Annotated in this window: 14 protein-coding genes; 2 read left to right on the forward strand and 12 right to left on the reverse strand. The window is 60.2% G+C overall.

Going from position 1 to position 21,592, the window contains the following annotated elements; all coding sequences use genetic code 11:
- Nucleotide 1: 1 nt before the first annotated feature.
- A complete protein-coding gene (gene oiaX, locus CGZ66_RS00770) occupies nucleotides 2–1,252 on the reverse strand; it encodes a 3-oxo-isoapionate-4-phosphate decarboxylase OiaX (RefSeq protein WP_095080519.1) in 1,251 nt (416 codons plus the stop codon).
- A gap of 184 nt (nucleotides 1,253–1,436) precedes the next feature.
- Between oiaX and CGZ66_RS00775 the strand changes: the two genes are divergently transcribed.
- Entirely contained in the window at nucleotides 1,437–2,150 is a 714-nt protein-coding gene (locus CGZ66_RS00775) for a transcriptional regulator NanR (RefSeq protein ID WP_095080521.1), read from the forward strand.
- A 10-nt stretch (nucleotides 2,151–2,160) separates the two neighbouring features.
- Here CGZ66_RS00775 and apnL read toward each other — a convergent pair whose 3' ends face one another.
- The 8 genes from apnL to CGZ66_RS00815 form a co-directional block, all read right to left on the reverse strand.
- Nucleotides 2,161–4,002, reverse strand: coding sequence for a D-apionate lactonase (apnL, locus tag CGZ66_RS00780; RefSeq protein WP_095080523.1), 1,842 nt, complete (start codon nucleotides 4,000–4,002; stop codon nucleotides 2,161–2,163).
- Nucleotides 3,999–5,033, reverse strand: coding sequence for a Gfo/Idh/MocA family protein (locus CGZ66_RS00785; RefSeq protein ID WP_095080525.1), 1,035 nt, complete (start codon nucleotides 5,031–5,033; stop codon nucleotides 3,999–4,001). Before CGZ66_RS00785 ends, apnL begins: the two co-directional genes overlap by 4 nt.
- Nucleotides 5,034–5,035: 2 nt before the next feature.
- Nucleotides 5,036–6,100: an ABC transporter permease gene (locus CGZ66_RS00790; protein WP_095080528.1), complete on the reverse strand. Its 1,065-nt coding sequence runs from the start codon at nucleotides 6,098–6,100 to the stop codon at nucleotides 5,036–5,038.
- Nucleotides 6,093–7,640: a sugar ABC transporter ATP-binding protein gene (locus tag CGZ66_RS00795; protein WP_095080530.1), complete on the reverse strand. Its 1,548-nt coding sequence runs from the start codon at nucleotides 7,638–7,640 to the stop codon at nucleotides 6,093–6,095. The genes CGZ66_RS00790 and CGZ66_RS00795 overlap by 8 nt, the downstream gene beginning before the upstream one ends.
- Nucleotides 7,637–8,278 (reverse strand): DUF2291 family protein, encoded by a 642-nt coding sequence (locus CGZ66_RS00800; RefSeq protein WP_095080532.1) that lies wholly within the window; start codon nucleotides 8,276–8,278, stop codon nucleotides 7,637–7,639. Before CGZ66_RS00800 ends, CGZ66_RS00795 begins: the two co-directional genes overlap by 4 nt.
- Before the next feature lie 109 nt (nucleotides 8,279–8,387).
- A complete protein-coding gene (locus CGZ66_RS00805; protein WP_095080533.1) occupies nucleotides 8,388–9,329 on the reverse strand; it encodes a D-ribose ABC transporter substrate-binding protein in 942 nt (313 codons plus the stop codon).
- 332 nt (nucleotides 9,330–9,661) lie between these two features.
- Nucleotides 9,662–10,489: a phosphogluconate dehydrogenase C-terminal domain-containing protein gene (locus tag CGZ66_RS00810; protein ID WP_095080535.1), complete on the reverse strand. Its 828-nt coding sequence runs from the start codon at nucleotides 10,487–10,489 to the stop codon at nucleotides 9,662–9,664.
- Between the two features lie 224 nt (nucleotides 10,490–10,713).
- Nucleotides 10,714–11,565, reverse strand: coding sequence for a hypothetical protein (locus tag CGZ66_RS00815; RefSeq protein ID WP_095080536.1), 852 nt, complete (start codon nucleotides 11,563–11,565; stop codon nucleotides 10,714–10,716).
- An 84-nt stretch (nucleotides 11,566–11,649) separates the two neighbouring features.
- On the opposite strand from CGZ66_RS00815, the gene CGZ66_RS00820 reads away from it, so the two are divergent.
- The gene (locus CGZ66_RS00820; protein ID WP_095080537.1) at nucleotides 11,650–12,816 is read left to right on the forward strand and encodes an FkbM family methyltransferase; all 1,167 of its coding nucleotides are present in this window, start codon (nucleotides 11,650–11,652) and stop codon (nucleotides 12,814–12,816) included.
- 94 nt (nucleotides 12,817–12,910) lie between these two features.
- Here CGZ66_RS00820 and CGZ66_RS00825 read toward each other — a convergent pair whose 3' ends face one another.
- The 3 genes from CGZ66_RS00825 to CGZ66_RS00835 all read right to left on the reverse strand — a co-directional run bounded on the left by CGZ66_RS00825 (nucleotide 12,911) and on the right by CGZ66_RS00835 (nucleotide 20,969).
- Nucleotides 12,911–14,524 carry a discoidin domain-containing protein gene (locus tag CGZ66_RS00825; protein WP_095080539.1) on the reverse strand — a complete coding sequence of 538 codons (1,614 nt, stop codon included), beginning with the start codon at nucleotides 14,522–14,524 and terminating at the stop codon, nucleotides 12,911–12,913.
- Nucleotides 14,525–14,598: 74 nt separating this feature from the next.
- Complete coding sequence (locus CGZ66_RS00830; protein ID WP_167391935.1) at nucleotides 14,599–17,181, reverse strand: glycosyltransferase family protein; 2,583 nt, start codon at nucleotides 17,179–17,181, stop codon at nucleotides 14,599–14,601.
- Nucleotides 17,182–17,192: 11 nt separating this feature from the next.
- Nucleotides 17,193–20,969 (reverse strand): glycosyltransferase, encoded by a 3,777-nt coding sequence (locus CGZ66_RS00835; protein ID WP_095080542.1) that lies wholly within the window; start codon nucleotides 20,967–20,969, stop codon nucleotides 17,193–17,195.
- Nucleotides 20,970–21,592: the final 623 nt, after the last annotated feature.

Below are 21,592 nucleotides of genomic sequence, written 5' to 3' on the forward strand. Positions count from 1 at the left end.
GTCAGGCCGCCCTGCCATCGCCGAATTTTTCGATCGACCGCGCCAGTTCGGGATGAGTCAGGGCGAAGTCCGCCAGCGGAATGCCGTCTACCGCCGCTTGCCAGGCTTGCTGCACGGCGCGGACGCCGGCGCCCGGCCCGTCCGGATGGCTGACGATGCCGCCGCCGCAGAGATAGAGCAGATCGACCGTGCGGCCGGTTCGCTGGTAGGTCTCCGGCGCCTGCCCACCCCATTGGCCCGAGCCCGCCACGGGCAGGGCGCAATCATCGGGCGAGAAGATCGGCGTGGTCACCGCCTTGAAGGATTCGACGAAGGATGCATCCGGCTCCCAGTATTTCGAGGCGATGCCGTTGATCTGGAACTGGTCGACGCCGAGCAGCCGCCAGAATTGCTGCCAGACCTTGAAGTCCATGCCGAGGCCGGGGTGGCGGGTGAGGATGTCCCAGCCATTGCGGTGGGCGTGCAGCACCAGGCTGGAGCGCTTCCTCAGGAAGGCCATGCCGCCGAAGCCGATCGAATTGATGTTGACCACCGCACAATTGCCGCCGGCCTTCGCCACCAGATCGTGGTTGCGCATCATCTCGTCCGGGTCGGCATGCGAAATGCCGAAGGCATACATCACTTTCTTGCCGGACTTCTGCTCATGGTCGAGGATCAGCGGCATGATCGCCTTCACTCGCTCGGCCAGCGGCGAATAGGCCGGGCTCATCAGCTTCTCGTCGTCCTTGATGAAATCGACGCCAGCTTCGATCAGCTCGCCCACCATCGCCGCCGTCTCGTGCGGCCTCAGCCCCAGCGCCGGCTTGACGATGGTGCCGATGATCGGGCGCTCCTCGACACCAGTCAACCGGCGGCTGCCGGCGACGCCGAACTGCGGGCCTGGGTGCGCGCCGCGGAATTGCTCCGGCAGCTTCATGTCGACGATGCGAATGCCGGACAGCCCTTTGATCGAATAGGTACCGCCGATGGCGATGGTCATCAGCGCCACAAGGTCTGTGCCGATGGCGTCGAGCGGAAATGCGATGTCGACATCGGCGCGCTTGAACGGTCCATGGCCGGCTTCCGGAATGGAGGGGTGCATGGCGTCGGGCAGATGCCGGATCGCCAGAACGCGCGCAGCCACCCTGGCCTTCAGCTCCTCGGTCTCGCCGGGCAGCGCAACGAAGGTGCCGGTCGATTGGTCGCTGGCGATCTTGGCCGCCAGCACCTCGATGATGTCTGATGTTTCGATGCGATAGGTGAGGGTGATCATGGTCCGCCGTCTCAAGCCCGGGCGTTCGAAAAAGGTTCACCGATGCTCGAAATCTGGTATAATGAGTACATAAGTATTGCAAGAGATATCCGAGTGGAAGTTTGGTCGGGTCGACCCGACCGCAATTTCCGGGAATTGTGGCGGCAGTGTTAGATAGGCCGGATCAAGGGAGTGATTCGTGACGATGAACCGTTCCGAACCGATTGTCCGGCGTAAGCTTTCCGACGAGGTCTTCTTGCGGCTGAAGCGCCTGATCACCAGCGGCGAACTGATGCCGGGCGATGACATGCCCTCGGAGCGCGAACTGATGGAACGCTTCGAGGTTGGCCGTCCGGCGATCCGCGAGGCGATGCAGGCGCTGAGCAATATGGGGCTGGTGGCGATCTCGCATGGCGAGCGCGCCAAGGTGCTGCAGCTGACCGCCAAGTCGATCATCAGGCAGGTCGACGGCGCAGCCAAGATCATCCTGTCGTCGTCGAAAGACACGTTGGAGCACCTCAAGAACGCCCGCATCTTCTTCGAGCGAGGCATGGTCAGGGAAGCAGCCGAAAAAGCCACCGCCGAGGATGTGCAGCGGTTGCGCGCAACCGTTGCCGAGCAGCGCAGCTTTCGCGGTGATTCCGAAGCCTTCATATCCGCCGACATGAAGTTTCATACCCAGATCGCGGCGATTTCGGGCAACCCGATCTACGTCGCCGTCAGCGAGGCGATGCTGGGCTGGCTGAAGGAATATCACACCGAAATGCTGATCTGGACCGGCAAGGAAAAGTTCACGCTGACCGAGCATGAAGAGATCATCGGCCGCATCGAGAAGAAGGATGCCGACGGTGCCGAGAAGGCGATGATCAAGCACCTCGAGCGCTCGCGTGCGCTCTATGTGATGAACTCCGAAAAGTGAATCCGCAGGTTCAGCCGAACCGGGTGATCGCGTAGGGCGTCATCACCAGCTGGCCTCTGCCCAGCGCTGAAATGTCGACCGGCACGTCCTCCGCTGTCAGGTTCGCCAGCCACACGATGGTCTGACCGGAAGCGGAGCGCCCGGCCAGCGCCACCACCTTGGTCTCATCGCTCGTCGTTGCCGCAACATGTGCGAGGCCGGCCAGTTCGCAAAGCCCCTTGATAGCCCTGAAGATCGGCCGGGGTGATCCTTCCGCGACTGGCTCGCCCGGTCCCGCCAGCACGCCGAACGGCCCTGTCGAGCCGGAGAGCGTCAGCATCTCAAGCCCCGCCGGTGCGACGCGTGCCGCATAGCCGATCGTCCATGCGGCACCGAACAGGCCGGCATGGCGCGGGTCGCGGTCGGCCATGGCAATGCGCTGTCCCCGGGGATTGGACTTGGTCGCGCCGCCATAGGGGTTCTGACGCATGGCAATCGTCGACGGGCCGATCCGGTAGGGTGTTTCTCCGAAGATCGCTCGCACCGATTGGGTGATGAAGGGCAGCGTCTCCAGCGATTGCATGACGCTGAGATCGTTGGCCGCGTGCACGAGCGGGCAGGTGCAATGAGTGACGAAGTCGAGCAGGTCTGCCGGCACGCGTTTGCGGTTGAGTTCGGTGAAATAGCTGAACATGCCGCCGCCGAGGCGGATGTCGGGGAAGGCGCGGCGGGCGGTGGCATAGACGGTTTCCAGCGGCGGGCACTCCGGCCATGCGCTCCCCGGCGGCGTCGACTGCCGGTCGACCGAAGGCGAGACGGCGATGGCCGAAAGTTCTAGCCCTGCCTGGTGCACCAAGCTGGCGACGGCTGAAAATTCAGCCTCGAGATCGCCCACGCCGGCAACGACGCATTCGAGCGTCGTCCGGGCCGGGTAGGCTGCCGCGAGCCGGGCAAAGGATCGCAAGGCGTCGAGCCCATGGCCGCGCGTTGGATCGTAGTGAAACAGCAGCTGTTGCGGGCCGAGTGTCGACAGCGTCAACAGGGTCGCCGGTGCCGTCTCGACATCCTCGGGATAGATGACCATGCCGACATCGGGCAGCTTCCTCGGTCCGGCCTCGCCGAGCTTAACGCGGACCGGTTCGCTGGCCACGGCGGCAGCCGGTGCTTTGCCTTCACCGGTGATCAGCAGGCTGATTGTCTGGCGCAGGGGCTGGCCGGCCGGCAGCACATAGGGCCACGGCAAAGCGAGTGGCCGCACATAGGTCTTGTAAGAGGCATCCGACCAGTTGCGCTGGTCCTCCATTTCGAACACGTCGCCTTCCATCCGGCATTCGGCACTGACGCCCGGCCGCACCTCATGCGTGATCGCACGCAAATCCCTGAAGGGCTGCCACGGGTCGATCAGCAGCGGAAGCTTGGTCGCGACCGTGGTGCCGTCGGTGTGCTCGACCGTCACCGGGCTGCCGGCGAGGCCGGCGATCGGATGCAGGACGCAGAAGCCGCAGCGATTGGTTTCGAAATCGCTTTCGGGAAGGGCGCTGACGTCGAAGACCAGTTGGCCATCGGAGGAGCCCTTGATGGTGGCGCGGAAGCCGAGCCGGCTCGCGTCCGGCCCGGTGCAGCTTGCCGAATAGCGGATCGAGAAAGTGTCATCGCCCTGGTCAATGACAAGGTCGGTCAGTTCGGGCTCGTAAGTGCCCCAGTCGCGATCCCTGACGATGTAGGCGATGGCCCGCAGCACTTCGGTACCGCCATGGCGGACGGTGCGCAGATTGCCGTTGACGAAGTCGGCGCTGAGCGCACCGGCGCTCAGCCGGACCGGCTCGACCTCGGTCGCATCCGTGCCGTAGAGGTGAAAGGTGTCGGCAGTCATCTGAGCAAAGTGTCGAGCTGCACCGGCTCGCGGCTTGCAGCACCGGCGTAGGCGGCCTCGACCAGTGCGAAGGTCTTGACGTTGTCGGCGCCCGAGGTCGCGGGCTCCGTTCCCTTCGCCAGGCAGTCGACCCAGTGCTGCTGGATGGCAACGACGCTTTCCTGGATGTTGTGCCAGGGACGCGATGCCCAGGGCAGCAGCGGCGGCGAGACGTCGCTGACCGCCGTGCCGCTTTTGCCGGTGGCGGTGAGCCGATACCCCTGTGCCAGTCGGATCGTGCCATCGCTTCCGTCGATCTCGATCAGCGTTTCGGGAAACGGTTCGACGGCAAGCGTCGTGGCGTAGCTGCAGTCGACCACCGACGTGGCGCCATTGGCATGGTCCATCAGCATGGTCGCCACGTCCTCGCCGGCGATAGCAGGGTTGATGCGCGCCGTTCGCGTCGTGATCGTCGAGACGTCCCCCAGTAGGAAGCGGGCTGTGTCGAGGATGTGGATGCCGAGATCCTCGATGATGAAGCGCTTTCCCGTTGCCAGATAGGGCTGGCCGGAAAACACGTCAAAGGCGGAGCGGAACGAGATGCGCCCGAAGAACGGCGTGCCGATCTCGTTGCTGTCGAGTACGGCGCGCACTGCCTGGATTGGCGACTGCCAGCGAAAATTCTCGTGCACCATCAGCGGCACGCCGGCATCGGAGCATGCCTTCACCATCGCCTTGGCATCGGCAAGCGTTGGCGCGAACGGTTTCTGACAGATCGTCGGCACGCGGTGTTGCGCCGCCATCTCGACCAGCGCCCGATGGCTGGGCGCCGTGGTGGCGATATCGACGAAATCCAGGTTCTCGCCATCAAACAGGGCCATCGCGTCGGAGTAGCGCCTGGTAATGTCGAACTGGTCGCCGACGATCCTCAGCCGGTCGGGATCGCGGTCGCAAATGGCGACGATCGTGGCGCCAGCGATGTCGCGCCAGGCATGCATCTGATTGACGGCGAAGAAGCCGCAGCCGATCAGCGCTCCTCGCAATTCCACCATGCTCAGCCTGCCTTTGCCATCTGCATCAATGTCACGCGACTCTGCAGCCGGCGCTGCGCCTGGTCGACGACGACGGCGACAATGATGACCAGGCCCTTGATCACCATTTGCCAGAAAGAACTCACCCCCATCATCACCAACCCGTCCGAAAGAATGCCGATGACGAAGGCACCGACTATGGTGCCGCCAATCGTGCCGCGACCGCCCGACATCGAGGTGCCGCCGAGCACCGCCGCCGCGATGGCATTGAGCTCGAAACTTTCGCCCGTCGCCGGATGCGAGGCCATCAGCTCGGACGAGATGATCAGGCCGACGATTGCCGCGCAGAAACCGGAGAACATATAGACGAACATCTTCACCGTGTTGACACGGACGCCCGAAATTCGCGACGCCCGTTCGTTGCCGCCAACCGCGAAGATATGGCGGCCAAGCGGCGTGTATTTGGCGAGGTAGGCGGCCGCCAGCGCAACGAGGATCAGGATCCAGATCGCCACCGGCAGGCCGAGCAGCCGGCCGGCGCCGAGGAAGCCGAACCCGGTGGTGCCCAGTTCCGGCTTGCCGACAAGGTTGGGGAAGGTGCGTCCATCCGACGACAGCAGCGCCAGGCCGCGCGCGACATAGAGCACGCCGAGCGTGGCGATGAACGGCGCGACGTTCAGCCTGGTGATCAGCAATCCGTTGACGGCGCCGATCAGGATGCCGACCGCCAGCGTGATCAGCGCGATCTCGACGACATTGAAATAGATGGTGTAGCCGATCTGCAGGTCGATGCCGTTGAGCACGAGATAGCCGGCCACCATGCCGCACAGGCCGACGATCGAGCCGACCGACAGGTCGATGCCGCCGGTGATGATCACGAAGGTCATGCCCATGGCGAGGAACGCATTCAGCGCCACGTGCTTCGACATCAGGATCAGGTTGGCTGTCGACAGGAAATTCGGGGCCGCGATCGAGAAGAAGACCAGCACGGCGATCAGTGCGATGAAGGTCCTCGCCTTCATCAGCGTCAGCAGCAGCGAGCCGCTCGATGCGGAGGGAATAGCCGCCTTGGCCGGGATGTCAGTCATGGGCGGTGTACTCCGTGTGCGGGACCGGGCCGTGGCCAAGCGCCGAGGCGGCGACAAGCGCGGCCTCCGTCGCCTCGGCGCGATCGAACATGCCGGTCAGTTTTCCATTGCTCATCACCGCGATCCGGTCGGACAGCGCCATCACCTCGTCGAGGTCCGAGGTGGCGAACAGGATGCCCAATCCGTCGCGCGACAGTTTGCGCATGGTGCGGAAGACGTCGGCCTTGGCGCCGACATCGATGCCGCGGCTGGGCTCGTCCATCAGCAGCACCTTCGGGCCGGTGAGCAGCGCCTTGCCGATCACCACCTTTTGCTGGTTGCCGCCGGACAGCGACGAGACTTCCTGCGCCGGATCGGCAACCTTGATCGCCAGTTCCCGCACCATCTGCACCACCGCCTGCCTTTCGGGGCCGCCGCGGATATGAAACAGGCGGACAAACCGCGACAGGCTGGCCAGCGTCAGATTGCTGGCAACGGAGAGGATAGACACCAGCCCTTCGCGCTGGCGGTCTTCGGGGATCAGCGCCAGCCCGCGCCGGATGCGCCGCGTCGTGTCGCGCTCCTTGACCTGTTTGCCGGAAATGAAGATCGCTCCTGTGGCCTGGCCATGGCGGCCCATGATGCAGTCGAACAGCTCGCTGCGTCCCGCGCCCATCAGGCCGTAGATGCCGAGGATCTCGCCGGCGCGCAGCGACAGCGAGACGTGGTCGACCGCAAGACCGCCGGTCGCACGCGGCAGGCAGATGTCATGGGTGCGGAATATTTCTTCGCCTGGAACATGGCCATCGGCCTTGGCGAAATCCTTGGCGTCGGACCCAATCATCTGCCGTACGATCCACCGGGTGTCGACGTTTCTCATCTCCTCCTGGCCGGTGATTTGCCCGTCGCGCAGCACGGTGATGTAGTCGCCGATGCGGATCAGCTCCTCGAGCCGGTGCGAGATGTAGACGATGGCCACACCGCGCGCCTTGAGGTCGGCAATCACCTTGAACAGGATCTCGACTTCCGCGGAACTCAGTGCAGAAGTCGGTTCGTCCATGATCAGGATGCGCGCATCGAGCGAAACCGCCTTGGCGATCTCGACCAGCTGCTGCTGGCCGATGCGCAGATCCTCGACCAGCATGTCGGGCCGGATCCCGGCCTGCAGGCGTTCGAGAAATTGCGCAGCGCGGCGCTCCTGTTGCTTGCGGTCGATCTTGCGGAACCGGTTGGTGATCTCGCGGGTGGCGAAGATGTTCTCGGCGACGGTCAAATTGCCGAACAGGTTCAGCTCCTGGAACACCATGCCGATGCCGCGGTTCACCGCGTCGGCGGATGACGAGAAGGAAACTTCTTCCCCTTCCAGGAGGATCCGGCCGGCAGTGGGTCGTTCGACGCCGGCGATGATCTTCATCAGCGTCGATTTGCCTGCGCCGTTTTCGCCGACCAGCACATTGACCGCGCCCTTGCGCACCTCGAAATTCGCGCGCTTGACCGCGACCGTGCCGGAATAGACCTTGGAGACGTCCTCCAGCTTCAGAATGACATCGTGATCGCTCATGGCCGCGGCCCGATTTCTGCCTCCGCCGGCGTCACCAGCGGCAGGTCTTGGCTGCCTTCGAGCGTATAGGCGCCGAGAACCTTGGCGATGCGGCCTTCCAGCGCTTCACGCGGCAGCTTCGAAAGCACGGTCTTGTCGGCATACGCGTTGAACGCCTTGCCGAACTGGGCGAAGTCGATCTGGTTGGTGAAGTCGTTGAACTGGACGAAGTCGAGGCTGTCGCGCAGCGCCGTACCGCGCATGGCGGGACCGATCTGCACGCGTGCATCCGCCTTGCCGTCGCCGTCGACATCGATATCCATCGTCGCCGCGCGCGAGCCCGTGTTTGCGGCAACGATCTTGCCGTCAACACGAACCGCGAAGGTCCACGGCGAATTCGCCTGCTTGTTCGGGTTGCCGTATTTGGCGCCGGCAGCCGCCGGGTCGGCTTTCGCCAGGGCATGAACCTCGGGAAACGGTCCGGCTTTCTGCCTGAGATAGGGCACCACCTTCGCCGCCCACAACGCCTCGACCATCTTGTCGGGATTGAAGGCGGCAGCGCCGCCGCCATCACCCGAGGGGGTCGGCAGAACCTTGCAGCTGGCAAGGCTGATGCCGAGTGTCACGGCAAGGATCGGCCAGGTCGGCTTGTTCAGCATGGCGGTTTGTTGTTCAGCATGGCGGCCTCGGCATGATGGTCGGCATCCGCAGAAAATGGCGGCGAGGGACGAACCGAGATTCGCCCCTCGCTATTCATGTCACGCCGGCTCAGTTGGTCAGCGCGAAGGTTTCCAGCTTGGGGGCGTTGTCGCCATTGACCAAGAGGCAGTCCATCAGCTGCTTTTCCTTGGCCGGCGACTTCTTGTTCTTGATGAAGTCGTTGGCCTGCTCGACCGCCATCTGCGCCTGCGCAAAGGCCGGCTGCAGGACTGTCGCCTTGATGCCGCCCGCCGTGATTGAATCGCGTACGTCGTTCGATCCGTCGAAGCCGACGACAATGACGTCCTTGCGGTTTGCCGCGACCAGCGCCGCATAGGCGCCCATCGCCATCGTGTCGTTGCCGGAGATGACGCCCTTGATGTCCGGATTGGCCTGCAGGATCGATTCCATCTTGGCGTAGGCTTCGGTCTGGCTCCAGTTGGCCGACTGCTGGGCAACCATCTTCAGATCTGGATAGTCGTCGATGACGTCGTGATAACCCTTGGAGCGAATGCCGGCATTGGTGTCGGATTCCTTGCCGACGAGTTCGACGAAATTGCCCTTCTCTCCCATCAGCTTGACGAATTCCTGCGCGCCGAGCTGGGCGCCCTGGTAATTGTTGGAAACGATCTGTGCGACGGCAACGCCGGTGGCATTGATCTCGCGATCTATCAGGAACGAAGGCACGCCCGCGTCCTTGGCCTTCTGCACGGCGGCAACGGTGGCGTCGGCGCCGGCATTGTCGAGGATGATCGCCTTGGCACCGCGGCCGATCGCCGTGTCGATCAGCTCGGACTGCTTGTTGGCGTCGTCATCATGGACGAGCACCAGCGCCTCATAGCCGAGTTCCTTGGCCTTGGCCTCCGCGCCGACAGCTTCCGCCTTGAAGAACGGGTTGTCGTGCGAGGGCGTGATGATGGCAATCAGATCGGCAGCATAGGCTGGTGCGGCCGTGCCAAGCGCCAGCATGCCGGCAAAAGCCGCCAGTGTCATTCTGCGTGTCAGTTTCATGAAGTCCTCCCGTTTGAAAAAACAATTCAGGCCGCTGTCTGCATTTCAGACCGCGGATCGTCTCAGTTTCAAAAACCGTTTGTTTGCCGGCATCACCCGGGCCGTCGTGCCCCCGGCAGTCCTCCGCTGGTCCAGGCCACGAATTCCCTGCGAAGCCGTGGTCTGAGCTTAAGAAATAGCTAAGCCAACTGGTATGATGAGTCAATCACAAATTCAGATGATATGTACCTGATAAGCGCGTTTTCACGAGGGCGTCGACGGCCCAAACCCTCGCAAGCGCTGTTATCATCCAAGGGTCTCGGCCCTTCCGGCCGTTCCGCCTGAGCTTCGCTTCAGGTGATGCGCTGAATGCTGGCGGCAATCTCCTCCGGCTCAAAGACGCGCTTCCAGTCGTCGCGCATCAGCACCGGCTTTCCAAACTCTATCGCCTTGTTGCAGGCGTCGGAGAAGACGCCCTTGGTTTCGCCGAAGATGACAGCGCCGAGGACGTTCATATGGCCGAGCAGGAAATCGAGAGCCGCCTGTTTGTCGACGCCGCGCGCAACGACTTCATCGACGGCTTCCTTCATGACGACGAGCAGCGAGGCGCATACGGTCTCCGAAAGACCCGGCTCGAGCAGCGCCATCTGATCGACAGTGACGCGGTGCGAGCGCATCACCGGCGCCCAGATGATCTTGGCGATCGCCTCACCCTTGGCATAGTCCTCTTCCGGGCCCTGCATCAGCGCACTAACCATGTGCTGCTTGGCTTTGACGCCGCCGAAATAGTCCTTCTTGGCCGCCATGTCGGTTTCGTCGTTGAAGATCGGCGGATGACAGGGATGGGTGACGAAATAGGTCAGGTCCGGCCGCTTGGGCAGATGGCCGGCGAATGGTGCCGCGGCGTCGAGCACCACCACCATCGTGCCTGGCGCGAGTTTGCTCTCGATGCTTGCCGCGACCTTGCCGATATGTGTATCGGGAACGGCCAGGATCACCATATCGGCGCCTTTGAGTGCGTCATCGGCACTGACGGCATCGAAACCCAGCCCCGACTTCAGCCGCTCGCGGCCGGCCTCGCTGACCTCGACATGGCGTATCGTGTAAGGCGAGCCGCGAAAATTAGTCGACAGGCGGTAACCCATTTTCCCGCCGGCACCGAACAGTGCAATCGTCGTCATGTATCACTACTCCCAATGTCCAACGATGGATCAACCAATCGTCATGTTATCAACTGGTATAATCACTCTACCAAAGCTTGGCAATCTTCATCCGGCGTGGATGCCGATGATTCATGGACCATCCCTGGCCGGCATGCCTGGCGCTGGTCGAGGCTTGCTAGGAGTGCGCCGTCGCAGCGGCGCAGCTGGATGACGCAATCGGCGAGACAAGACCTCCGGGGTCTCTACTTGGCCCATTGCGGAACGTGCAGCAGGTCACGCAGGCGGATCGGCAAGCTGGACGAAGCGCCCAATTCGGCACAGCTTGCCTCCCAACGCCGGAGATACTCGGCGATCGGTAGACCGGTGCGGCCGGGCCAGCGGTTGAGTGCACCCAGCGCCTCGACGCAATCCGGCGCGCGGTCGTATTCGGCGAGGATGGTCACGGACATCGCCTGGGCGAATAGATTGAGGCCGGGTATTTCGATCTCGCTGCGATGGCCGGCGAACCACGCCGCGGCGTCGCTGGTGAGCCCCTGGCTGTCGGCAAGCGCGGTATAGCCTCGGATGATGTTTTCGCGATACTTGGCAATGGCATCGCCGAAGGCGTTGTCGCCGGCGAAGGGCGGGGCCTCCTTCCAGCTTTTCGCCAGACGCCCGAGCCCGCGCAGCGAATGGGCCTCCACCATTGCTTCCTCGAGCCACTGGCAGGGCGCCGCCGGCTTGGCGTCCGCCTGCCAGCTGTTGCAGAGTACATGGCCGAGCTCGTGGCCGAACTGGTAGGCGAGCTTCGACCAGTCACGCTCGCCGATATCGACGATGATCCAGGCCATGCTACTGCCGTCCGGATGCAGCCAGATCGCCGGCGTGCCGGAAGTGTGCTCGTCGACACGCAGCCGCGTCGGCTGGCGGTCGGAGAGCAGCCGGACGCCGTCAAGGCATGCATGCCGCATGCGCTCGACGACCTGATCTGCCGCGCCCTCCAGCATGCGGCCCCAGTCGCCGGCAAGCTCGATGGGTGCGGTGAGGAGGGTGGAGGGAGCGGCCATTGCAGGAGTAACGCCCCAGCAGGTCAACTTGGGCTGAGCAAATAGCATTGGTGCGCTTCCTGCGCCAAGGATGAAATCACGCCGTTTCATATTCGATCTGCCCTCCAAGCCCTTCTGATACCGCCTTTCAGCATGACGCTCGTCTTTGGCAAAATTCGGAAAGTCGCTTACCTTGCGATGGAACCAAGAGAGGCTATCGTCATGAATGCGGATCCTGATCGTATCGGCTCAGCCAGCCGCCTTTTCACCTCACATGGTACGACGTTGTTCGTCGATCCGAGCTCAAACGAACTCCGACATGGACCTTTTGAGGCCACTCCTTTCAATACTGTATTAATTCCAGAGGGCGGCGAATCAGATCCAAAACTCTCCGACGCATACTTCAATCAAGATATAGTTAGGCTTTCTTCATACTCAAATGGGTTTTCCTTCAAAAAGAATGATGGAAGTAACTATGACGATAGTATCAACTCATTTGCCCTCGTAATTTTTAACAGGAAGGAATTCGGGCTGAGGAAAAGCGGATTGTTCCTCAGCGCGGAACCGGATGGCCGCGTTTCGCTGTCGAGAACAGAGTGCAAAAGCTGGGAGCTGTTCCATTTTCGGCATGATGCTTCCGAGGTAAGCGGATCGATAGTTAGGCATCGAATTGACGGTCAGATAGTGAATTTCTTTATATCGAACCGAGCCGATTACATTCAATCGTTGCTGCTACGTGGAGATTTTTATGACCGCGAGGCGCTCAATCTCATCAGGCGTCAATGTCTACCGGAAAAAACATTCGTCGACATAGGTGCCAATATTGGCAATCACTGCATCTTCCTCTCAAAATTTTGTAATCCATCCGAGGTGATCGCGTTCGAGCCCAATCCAGCTGCGATAGCCATACTTAGGATAAATATGTCACTCAACGGATGTTCCAAAATCAATTTGGACCATCTTGGTTTGGCGCTGTCGTCAAAATCTGGGACAATGCGCGTACATTATCCATCAATCGGAAATATTGGTGGCGCTCAAATGTTGCCCGACGACCTTGGGGACGTAAAATGCATTCCCGGCGACGATCTTCTGTATCAGAAGCCGATTGGTTTCATTAAAATTGACGTCGAAGGTGCTGAATTTGAAGTGCTCAAGGGATTGAAGAATACAATCGAGCTCCGGCGGCCAAATCTGCTGGTCGAGGTTTGGCCTCAGGCTCGCAAGGAGCTCGAGGCCTGGTGCAGCGCTTTTCACTATATGATCCAGGAATCCCTACCTATGGATGACAACTACTTCTTGGTGCCCAAGGAACGGACTTGACCGCGGGAGTCGCATGGCAACGACCGCCGCCCGAATTGCATTTTTTGTTCCACTTCAGACCGACGACTGATCTGCCGGGCGCGGCACCCGCGTATCATCCGCCTGTCCCGTGGATTGTGCGCTGTTGGCGACCGTAAATCTCCACCTCGGAAAGATGGAGATACTCTTTGCGAGGGATCGAAATCCGAACGTAGCGTGCCTCCACAGGTAAGTCAGAGGACCACACCAGTGGCATTCCAGCGCTATATCCGCCGAAGATTTGACCGGGCTCAGTGCTGAATATCAGCTTCCAGAGATCGCCGTCATTCGAGCCTTCGACTACAATGGGCGACGTTCGGCGCTGCATCCATTCCGGAATACGGTCTCGGTTGAATATCCGAATGGCGAACACTTGAGAGGGTTCTTCAAGGTCTACCATCCACCACGGGGTTTCGATATTTTCAGTATGAAATCCAAGTGCTTTTGCTGGATTTCCATTTACTGCATTCCCTGCGTCTTCCTCCAAGGTCGATCCAACGGACCACTGGCTCAACGAACTTTGTGTCGCTCGCTTTTTGAGCGCGAGGTTGGGCATCGAAAGATCTATGGGAGGATGTCCATCGAATTGGCGAACTGGCTGATAGCCTCGCAGCCTACCAACTTCGAGATAGTGGTGCAGTGGATCCTCGAACCACCCTTCGCTTATCTCCATTGCAGCGTCGATGTATCGATGTGCGTACCAGATGGAATCGAAGGTGATGGCAGACCCCTGCGCGGTTCTCGACGGCAAGCCGCTGTCGTAATTTTCTCTCGGCACACGCAGGAATGGAGCGGAAGTCTTCAGCAGCGCAACCTGATTGCGCGATATCTCTTTCCATCTACCTGATATCCGGCGATGGTATTCCAGGCTCTGTTCCTCCGGGACTCCATAGTTCAACGGAAATAGAAAGTATCTATAACGAGGATCATCGATCGGCAGCAGATCGACCTCGCGATGATGCGCCGGGTTGTAGAAACCACTGAGCGGAAGGAAGATCGTCTGCGCTTGGGAAAGCCATGCCGCTAACCAGGAGAACGTGCTGACCGCAACGACAATGTTCTTTGCTGAACGAATCAAATCAAAGTCGGCCCTGGCTCCTTGGCTGTCGTAGAAGACAGCTTTTGGGAAGCGGGATCTAAGTTGTCGCACATACTCTGAATCGCCGAGCTGTCCGACAAACACCGGATTCAGTCCCGTCGAAGCGACCACATCCTCATAGAAATCTATTGGAAGAAGCGGATAGTGAGCTATGCCTTGTAGGATTTCGGCAGTTCGAATATTGATTAGTAGATCACCCTCGCCAATTTTCCGTTCTGGAGAACTGTATGGAAAAAGTGAGTGATAATCTTGAGGTAGGTCAAGGAACTCCATCCTTTGCAGATGGTCAGCCATCATTATTCGCACCGACTCGCTTCTGTTCGCAAGACGGCAAATCTCACCAACGTGAGGTCGAAAGGCATCCCAAGTCCACAAATCTATGTTATCAAGAAAAATCTGACTTTGCGTATCGTCTGGAATTTCAATCCCCCATTCCGGGATCGAAACGCCAACAACGCTGCATTGTTCAATGCGCTTAGACATTGCCAAAGCGCCAATATACTGAATCATCTTGTTCGCTACATTACCTCGATGCCTTAAGGCGATGACGCGCCTACGCGCAAAGTGGTGTTCTGGCGGCATCTGACTCATCTCGTTACACTTTCTGCGAAATTAGTAGTTTCTCTTCTCCACTTCAGTAAAAAATTGGGAAAATTTCGCATAGATTATCTTGAATGATCAACGGTTCCGGCACCAAGCACATAATAATTGACCAAATTGTCGATCTGAAGCGCGCGGTGCCGCGTCATATGCCTTGCTTTAACAAGACGCATTCCGGCAGATCTGATCTCGTCCACAGCGGGGCGGTTGCGGTCGTCCAGAATCCAATCCACCTTTTCCAGAAAATCCTCTCTCGCAGCAAAAATGCATGTTTCGTGATCTACGAAACCGAGTTCGTTCATTTCCTTTTCGATCAAGCGATCGGTCAAAAGCAATGAACCTGCCGATGCGATTTCAAAATTCTTGAGATGAATGTAGCGATAAGAATGGCCATCGCAAAAGCAGCAAAGGTATTTTGAGAGTTCCTCGTAGTATCGTACTCTAACAATGGCTGGGCTGTCGTCGTTGTATTCTCCCGCGTAGCCAGGATGATCCAATACGGCCACCTTGCTGGAGTCGAGACCGGCCGCATATTTCCTCAGAGGTCGATCCGCCGCGATGCTCCCCGACACGAGAACCTTGGAAATCGGGGTTTCATTGAACACGATACGCTCGAAGCCTTTGCAACCTTCCATCGCCGACGAATATGGAACCCAGTTCACTGCACGATGGGTGAAGTGGTTCTGAAACTCGTACGCATATGGGCTTATGACGACATCGGATGAAGCGACAAGGGAGCGCAGCAAAGTATCATAGCTTGGATTGTAACTTACAAGGTCATCTATTTTCAAAAACTTAAGTGCTGAAAAAGCATCGAGAGGTATGGATATGCCACCCTGGTAGGCTATCAAGAGAGCCGAATATGAGTTCAGGCGCTCTATTGTGCTTTCGGCGGCAAAGTTCGTCGATCTGCAATCTATGATGTCGAAGTCATAGTCTTCATTCAATAGCCGAACCAAATAGAAGTGCTCGTCTGCAAGATAGGACGATAGCCAGCCGATGTCGCAGATGACGGCCTTGCGGGGAGCGCGGGACAGCGTGTCTGCGGCAGCTCGAATGGTGGGATGGACGATGTGGCTTTGAATCCGGCTCTTGTCGAAATCGGCGTGGTCGGTTCGCCATTGGATCGTCTCCCGGCTGCTTTCCGTGCACCAGTTTTCCGAAGCGATGAACAATTCCCAAGTGCTGCAAACAGGGGCCCTGAGTTCCACGTGGCCATTAGGTATGGCCGACAGAAACAGGCCACCGGATCTCAGCGCCAGCAAACCACGTTCGAGGGGGATCAATTCGAGCGCGTCCGCATCTGCCGGCCGATTCTGCCGTTTCGCCTGTGAGGCGGTCAAACAGGCGTCATGAAAGCAAAGGACCGGTTCGGGCAAACCGATGCCGGCATTGAGCAACCGACCCTGCCGGTATCCGCCTGCCAAACGCATCTCCGGTTCAAAAAAGACGTTTGCCGGGACGCTTTCGACGGGGCCGTGTCGCAATTCGCCTGTAAGTTGGTCGACATACAGCACAGTGCCGAACGCTGTGAACAACCGCGCGGGTTTGAAAGACGGACCGCTCGTGTGGCTGCGCGCAAGCCGCAGTCGGTGTTTGATGAAAAAATCAACATTGTTCTTGAGCCGCTGATTGCCGGCATCCAGTTCGACCGCCTTTTGCCCCCATTCCACAGCTTGATCCATCGAATTGAGTTTCCATGCTGCCGTGGCGCCAAGCTCGTACAGCCGAGCCCCCCAGCAATGCGCTTCGTCCAGATAACTGCCGGTGCGGCGCGTCTTCTCGATCCCATTGCTGCAGGCCCAGAGCAGGTTCAGCCAGTCGGCCTTGCCATGGAACTCTTCGGCCATGTCCAGCCAGATTTCGCGCCGATGGGGGGCCTCCATCCGTGCTTTGTCCAGCCAGGACAATTTCTGCTCCGGTTGCATGCGCGCGATGTAGCGCATTGCCTCGGAGCGTTCTTCGCCCCATGTGCTTGTCGGCAATGCAAGGTAGTGCTCAAGCAGTTGGACGGCCCGCTCTGGCTGGTTGGCCCACATCAAGTCCCGTCCGAGCCAGAAGCATATTTGAGCGTCGCCGGGGTCCTCCTTATGTGCCACTTCCATCAGCGGCAGGTAGTTGCTCCTTGTTGGCTTGGCGAGGTCCTGCACCTCGAACATGACGATGTCACTGCTGTTCGTGGTGACTTCCCTGTCTCCGGTGAAGACCAGAGCCTCGTGGACGGGCCGCTTGAAGCGATATCCCCAGCGATGGTGAAAGTTCTTCGCCGGCCAGCTTCGCAGCGGTGTCGGGTCCTCGACACTCGATCTGTAGATCGTCTGGCAGTAAAGGGCTGTCGTCTCGGGGGTCCAGGCAGCCTCAAGTTTCGCCCGCCAGCCTGGCTCGAGAAACCGGTCCATGTCCATCGTACAGCATACATCAACGTCAGGCGGGATCAGGGCCATGGCGGCGTTGCGGGCGTCGTCGAAGCGCCACGGGCGGACTGCTATCCTGTATACTGTCACCCCCGCCTCGTTTAGTCGCTCCACTGTGCCGTCCGTGCTGCCGGTGTCGACCACAATGCGATAGTCGGCGCCGACGGCCGAATTGGCCCAGCGCTCCGCGTTTGCGGCTTCGTTCAAGGCGATGGTGTAGACCGCAACTTTCAAATCAAGCCCCTTCACTCAACGTGCGATGATACACCTCGCCTGGTGGACATGCCCGACGCGCCCTTGCGGATAGCCACCAGCCCACCGAGCAGCCTTGCCCGATTCAGCTCGTAGTGACTGTCGAAGAACAGGATCTCGGCGAACTGATCGGCAAGCGCGTTCACACCCAGCGGATCGACCGAGCGCGCGCTGCCATGCTGCTGGATCTCCCGCAGCAGGTTCTTGGTAAGCGTGATCTTGCCGGCGTCCTCGCCCGGCGGCTGCCAATCGAGATCCTCGATGAAGTACCAGCCACCCTCGGCGAGCAGCGGGAAGAACTCGCGGAGCGTCAACTGCTCGTCGAACGAGGCGTGGCTGCCGTCGTCGATGATCACGTCGAGCGATCCCCGTTCGAGCTTCGCAGCGACGCCGCGCAGATCGTCCAGCTTGGACTGGTTGCAGACGAACGATTTGAATCTTTCGTCGTTGAGCCGCGAAAAATCCGTCAGGTCGACACCGATCACCTGACAGAACGGAAAATAGCTCTGCCACAGGCTGACTGAAGGCATCTCGGTCTGGCTGCCTTCCCTGAAAATAGTGTATAGGCCGATTTCCATCAGCCGCCGCATGGACAGCCGTCGGGCCGACAGCAGGCGATCGTAGATCCTTGCGTAGCAATGGCGGTTGCCTGTGTGCCGGTTCTTGTCGGTGTTGAAGCGGTCGGCGAGACTTGTGAATGTGGGGAAACTGTCGAGCGGGCTGATCAGCTGAGAGATCAGCGGCGCCCCTTCGCCGCCCGGTTGAGCGTCGTTTCGCGCCGTCCAAAGATGGAGGCCGACTACGCGATCATCGTTCAGATAGTCAGCCAGTTCCGCTATCGGCTTCTCGAACCGGTCGATCTCAGTCCAATCGATCGTGTTGAAGAACATCGGGCTGAACACCCATTCTTGCAGTTCGGATCCCCTATTGGAGGCAATATAGTCAGACAGCAGCTTGGGGCCGATATCTCCAAACTCCTTGCCGTCGGCATGATGGAAACGTTCGATCGAAATCTCGTAGAGCGCCCTCAGGTGGCGGCTGTAGGCCTGGGCATACATGACGTTGCCGCAGATGAAGTGGCCCTTGTGCGCTCCCCGCCATTGCAGATTGAAGAAATGATCGCCGCGGAAGGGGAAGGGCCGCAGCATGACGACATCGCAATCCATCCATAGCCCGCCATGCTCGTACAGCACGGCGTAGCGGAAGACGTCGCTGAAATACCTGATCTCGGAGCCGGCGACGATCCGCTCGAACATGGCGCGCGGCATGACGTCGTCGGCATTGCGGATTTCGATCCCATGCGGGATGAGAAATTCGAGCTTCTCCGGTGCATAGCTCCATACCCGCACCGGATGGCCCGCCGCTCGCATCGACGCTGTTGCGGCAATCAGGGTAGGATGCTCGGCCTTGTCGGACATCACCTGATAGAAGCAGTTGATCTGGGGAAGTGCGGTATCGTCGCTGCCAAGGAAGGGATTGATCCGCGCGTCGAACTGGCGCGATCGTTCCTGCCGCTCCCGGGGAGAATCGACGTCGCGCAGAAACGGCGCAAGCTCATAGAAGAACTCCTCCGTTGACTTCACGCGGCCGGAGGCGATGGCTTCGACCAGCACCCCGCTTCTGTCCCCCGCCGCGCCATCACGGTCAGGCTTCATCCGCGTTTCCGTTGGAGGAGCGGTATGCGCTGAATAATCTGGCTGGAGCCGCGAGGCCGGCGACGACAGCGTCAGCCTGGACGCTGTGTCGGCCACACCCGATGGCAGGCTATCCACATCCTCCAGCAAGGCCTGGACCTCACCCGCATCGACGGTCGCGATCCAGGACTCGCTGTCGGCCACGCTGTAAGAAATCAGCAAACGCGCGTCATCCGGATGCCAGGCTAGACCTGCAGCGAATTCAGGGCCTTTTTTGTTGAAGAAGAACGGACGGCTCACTTTTCGCAGAACGCTTGTTTCGTCGAACCAGACGAACCGATGCATGCACCAATGGAGCTTCTCCGCAAACCTCCATTGCACTTCCTGAATCAATGTCAGCCAACCGCCGGCGAAAGCGATCAGTTGGGTTCCTCCCCCGAACTTATGGGTCGCGATCGCGGGAGACGTCTCAAGGACGGTCGCAGCATGCTCGTCCACTATCCGGAGGGAGTCACCGAAACAGATGAATTGCAGCTTCTCTCCGCCCGCGGCAGGCTTGACTTGCGGCATCCAGTTCTTCTCGTGCACCCGCGGTCCTGCCGGATGGAGCACGCGCCAGTCGGTCAGCCGGCTGGCGCCACCCTCGTCGATGCGCGCGATGACCTGTTCGCACTGACCGTCCGGTTTCAGTTCGCGCACGCACGAGACGCCCCACAGCGCATCGCGCCAGCCGAACGGGCGCATATCCTCAAGAACCCGGTCGCGCGTGAGTTTCGGCATGTCGGCCGGCGGCAAAATCTCGCTCGCGGACTGGATGGCGAGTTCATCGCTCAATCGGAGCAGGAAATTGCGCGTGTGAACCGGCACTCCGTCCGGCGTGTCGTATCGAAGGTTGTCTTCGGTCCGGGTGAAATTCACCGTCCGCTGCAACAGCACGATCTGGCCGCCCGACAGGGTCACCGACGGGTTTGACGGCCGATAGCCGTCGGGCGCCATGAAACCGACCGGACGCGCGCTGAAGGACGGCATCACCGTCTTGGCGGGCTGCACATAGAAGAACAGGTTCGACCACGCCAATTCCCTGGGGCCATCGGCGATGGTCCGGTTCAGCGCCAGCCAGTTGCACGCCGCGAAGCCGCGGTCCTTGCGCACGGGATCGCGCGCGTAGTTTGCCGCGATCGCGTACTCCTCCAGCAGGCCTGTCGTGTAGGCGTAGTCCTCGATAAACAGGATGTCCTGGTCGGGTCGCTTGATCGCCAGCCCGGCTTCCGAAAACAGCACGCTGGCGTCATTCATCCCCTTCTCGCGGTAGAACCGCGCCAGGTCATAGAGCGGCTCGGCACGTTGCGGCCGCTGATTGAAGGCGGCAAGCGCCTGGCCGATGAAGCCAGCCTCGTCGCCGAGCGTGCGCAGACAGCGCGCCTCTTGCAGCCGGGCGTTCCACGCCTCCTCGTCCCAGCCGCCCATCGCGGCGCGCTTGGCGTAAGCCACCGCGGCCTCCGCCGTCCGCCCGGCGTCGCGGTAGGATTGCGCCAGGTAGAACCAGTAGCGCTGATTATCCGGATCCTTTTCAAGCGCCTCCAGCAAAAGCCTGGCATCGCGCTCGAATTTGTCCACCCGGTTCGAGCCGCTGGCGTGGTCCTTGTACCAGGCGCTGCGTAGTTCCTGCACGCCGCCGGGCACGTCGAGATATTCGTGTGTTACACCACGGTAGCGTGCGCCCGCATCGCGCCTGACAATGCGCGTGTTCCAATAGGCGAGGCCGGAATCCGAGCGTTGCAGCAGCCGGTAGCCCGGACCGTCGAGCCCCTCGCGGAAGCCCGTATCCTCGACCATCAGTTCCATGTCGGCGTCGTCGAACAGCAGATAGTCATAAGCGAGCGGCGAGGCGTAGGCGTGATCGAGCGCGGCGTTGCGCGCCTGCTCGAAATTGTGGAATGGAAATTCGTGCAGCTCGCCTGGCAGGTTGCGGGCGGCGAAGAACGATTTGACGAAATCCTGTGTCCCGTCGGTCGAGCCGGTATCGCCGATGACCCAGCAGTCGATGTGGCTGGCAACTGCGCCGAGACAGCGCTCGAGGTTTGCCATCTCGTTCTTGACGATCATGTTGAGACAGAGGCGCTTGCCGCTTGTCATATGCTGACTGTCTGCTCCCCGGATAACTGCGGGTCGAGGCGGTCACTTTTATGCCGTCGTGCCGTCTGGGGCAGCGATCCGCTCCGATGCGGATTTGTCCGACCTTCGTGCCCCATGTGCAATACCCCCCTGCCTCGGCCATTCGCATGACCCGTGTGCAAAGGATAGTTCGTCCCTTCCTTTGCAAACGCGACCCCCACGCTATCCATTGTTAGCTAGCGCTGTCCGCCGCCGCAAGGGTCTCGCCGTCCCGCTGAACCAGCCGTTGGCGAGCAAACGCTCCGTTCGGGTCGATCGCTCACTTCGCCGTGATGTCGAGGGCACGACGCGAACCAGGGGGCACCTTTAAGCCTCGGATTTTTCGACGCGTTTGGCCCACGAGCGCCATGTAGATGTCGACCGAAAAGTAGTTGCCCGTGATCAACAATTAACAATTTGTTAACAAGGTTATTTACAACTTGCTAATTTTAGATTTTACTAATGTCTTGTGCATGGGAGGGTAGCCGTGGACCGGGCAGGAGGCCTGTCGGTCTGCGCAGTCTGTCAGCCTGGAGAGTGTCTGGAGCAAGTCACTTCGTGCGTGAGGGCGCATAGAGTGTGCGGTGGCGTGCAAGTGAAGACGT

The sequence above is a fragment of the Mesorhizobium sophorae genome, from assembly GCF_002270415.1.
Taxonomy (GTDB): Bacteria; Pseudomonadota; Alphaproteobacteria; order Rhizobiales; family Rhizobiaceae; genus Mesorhizobium; species Mesorhizobium sophorae.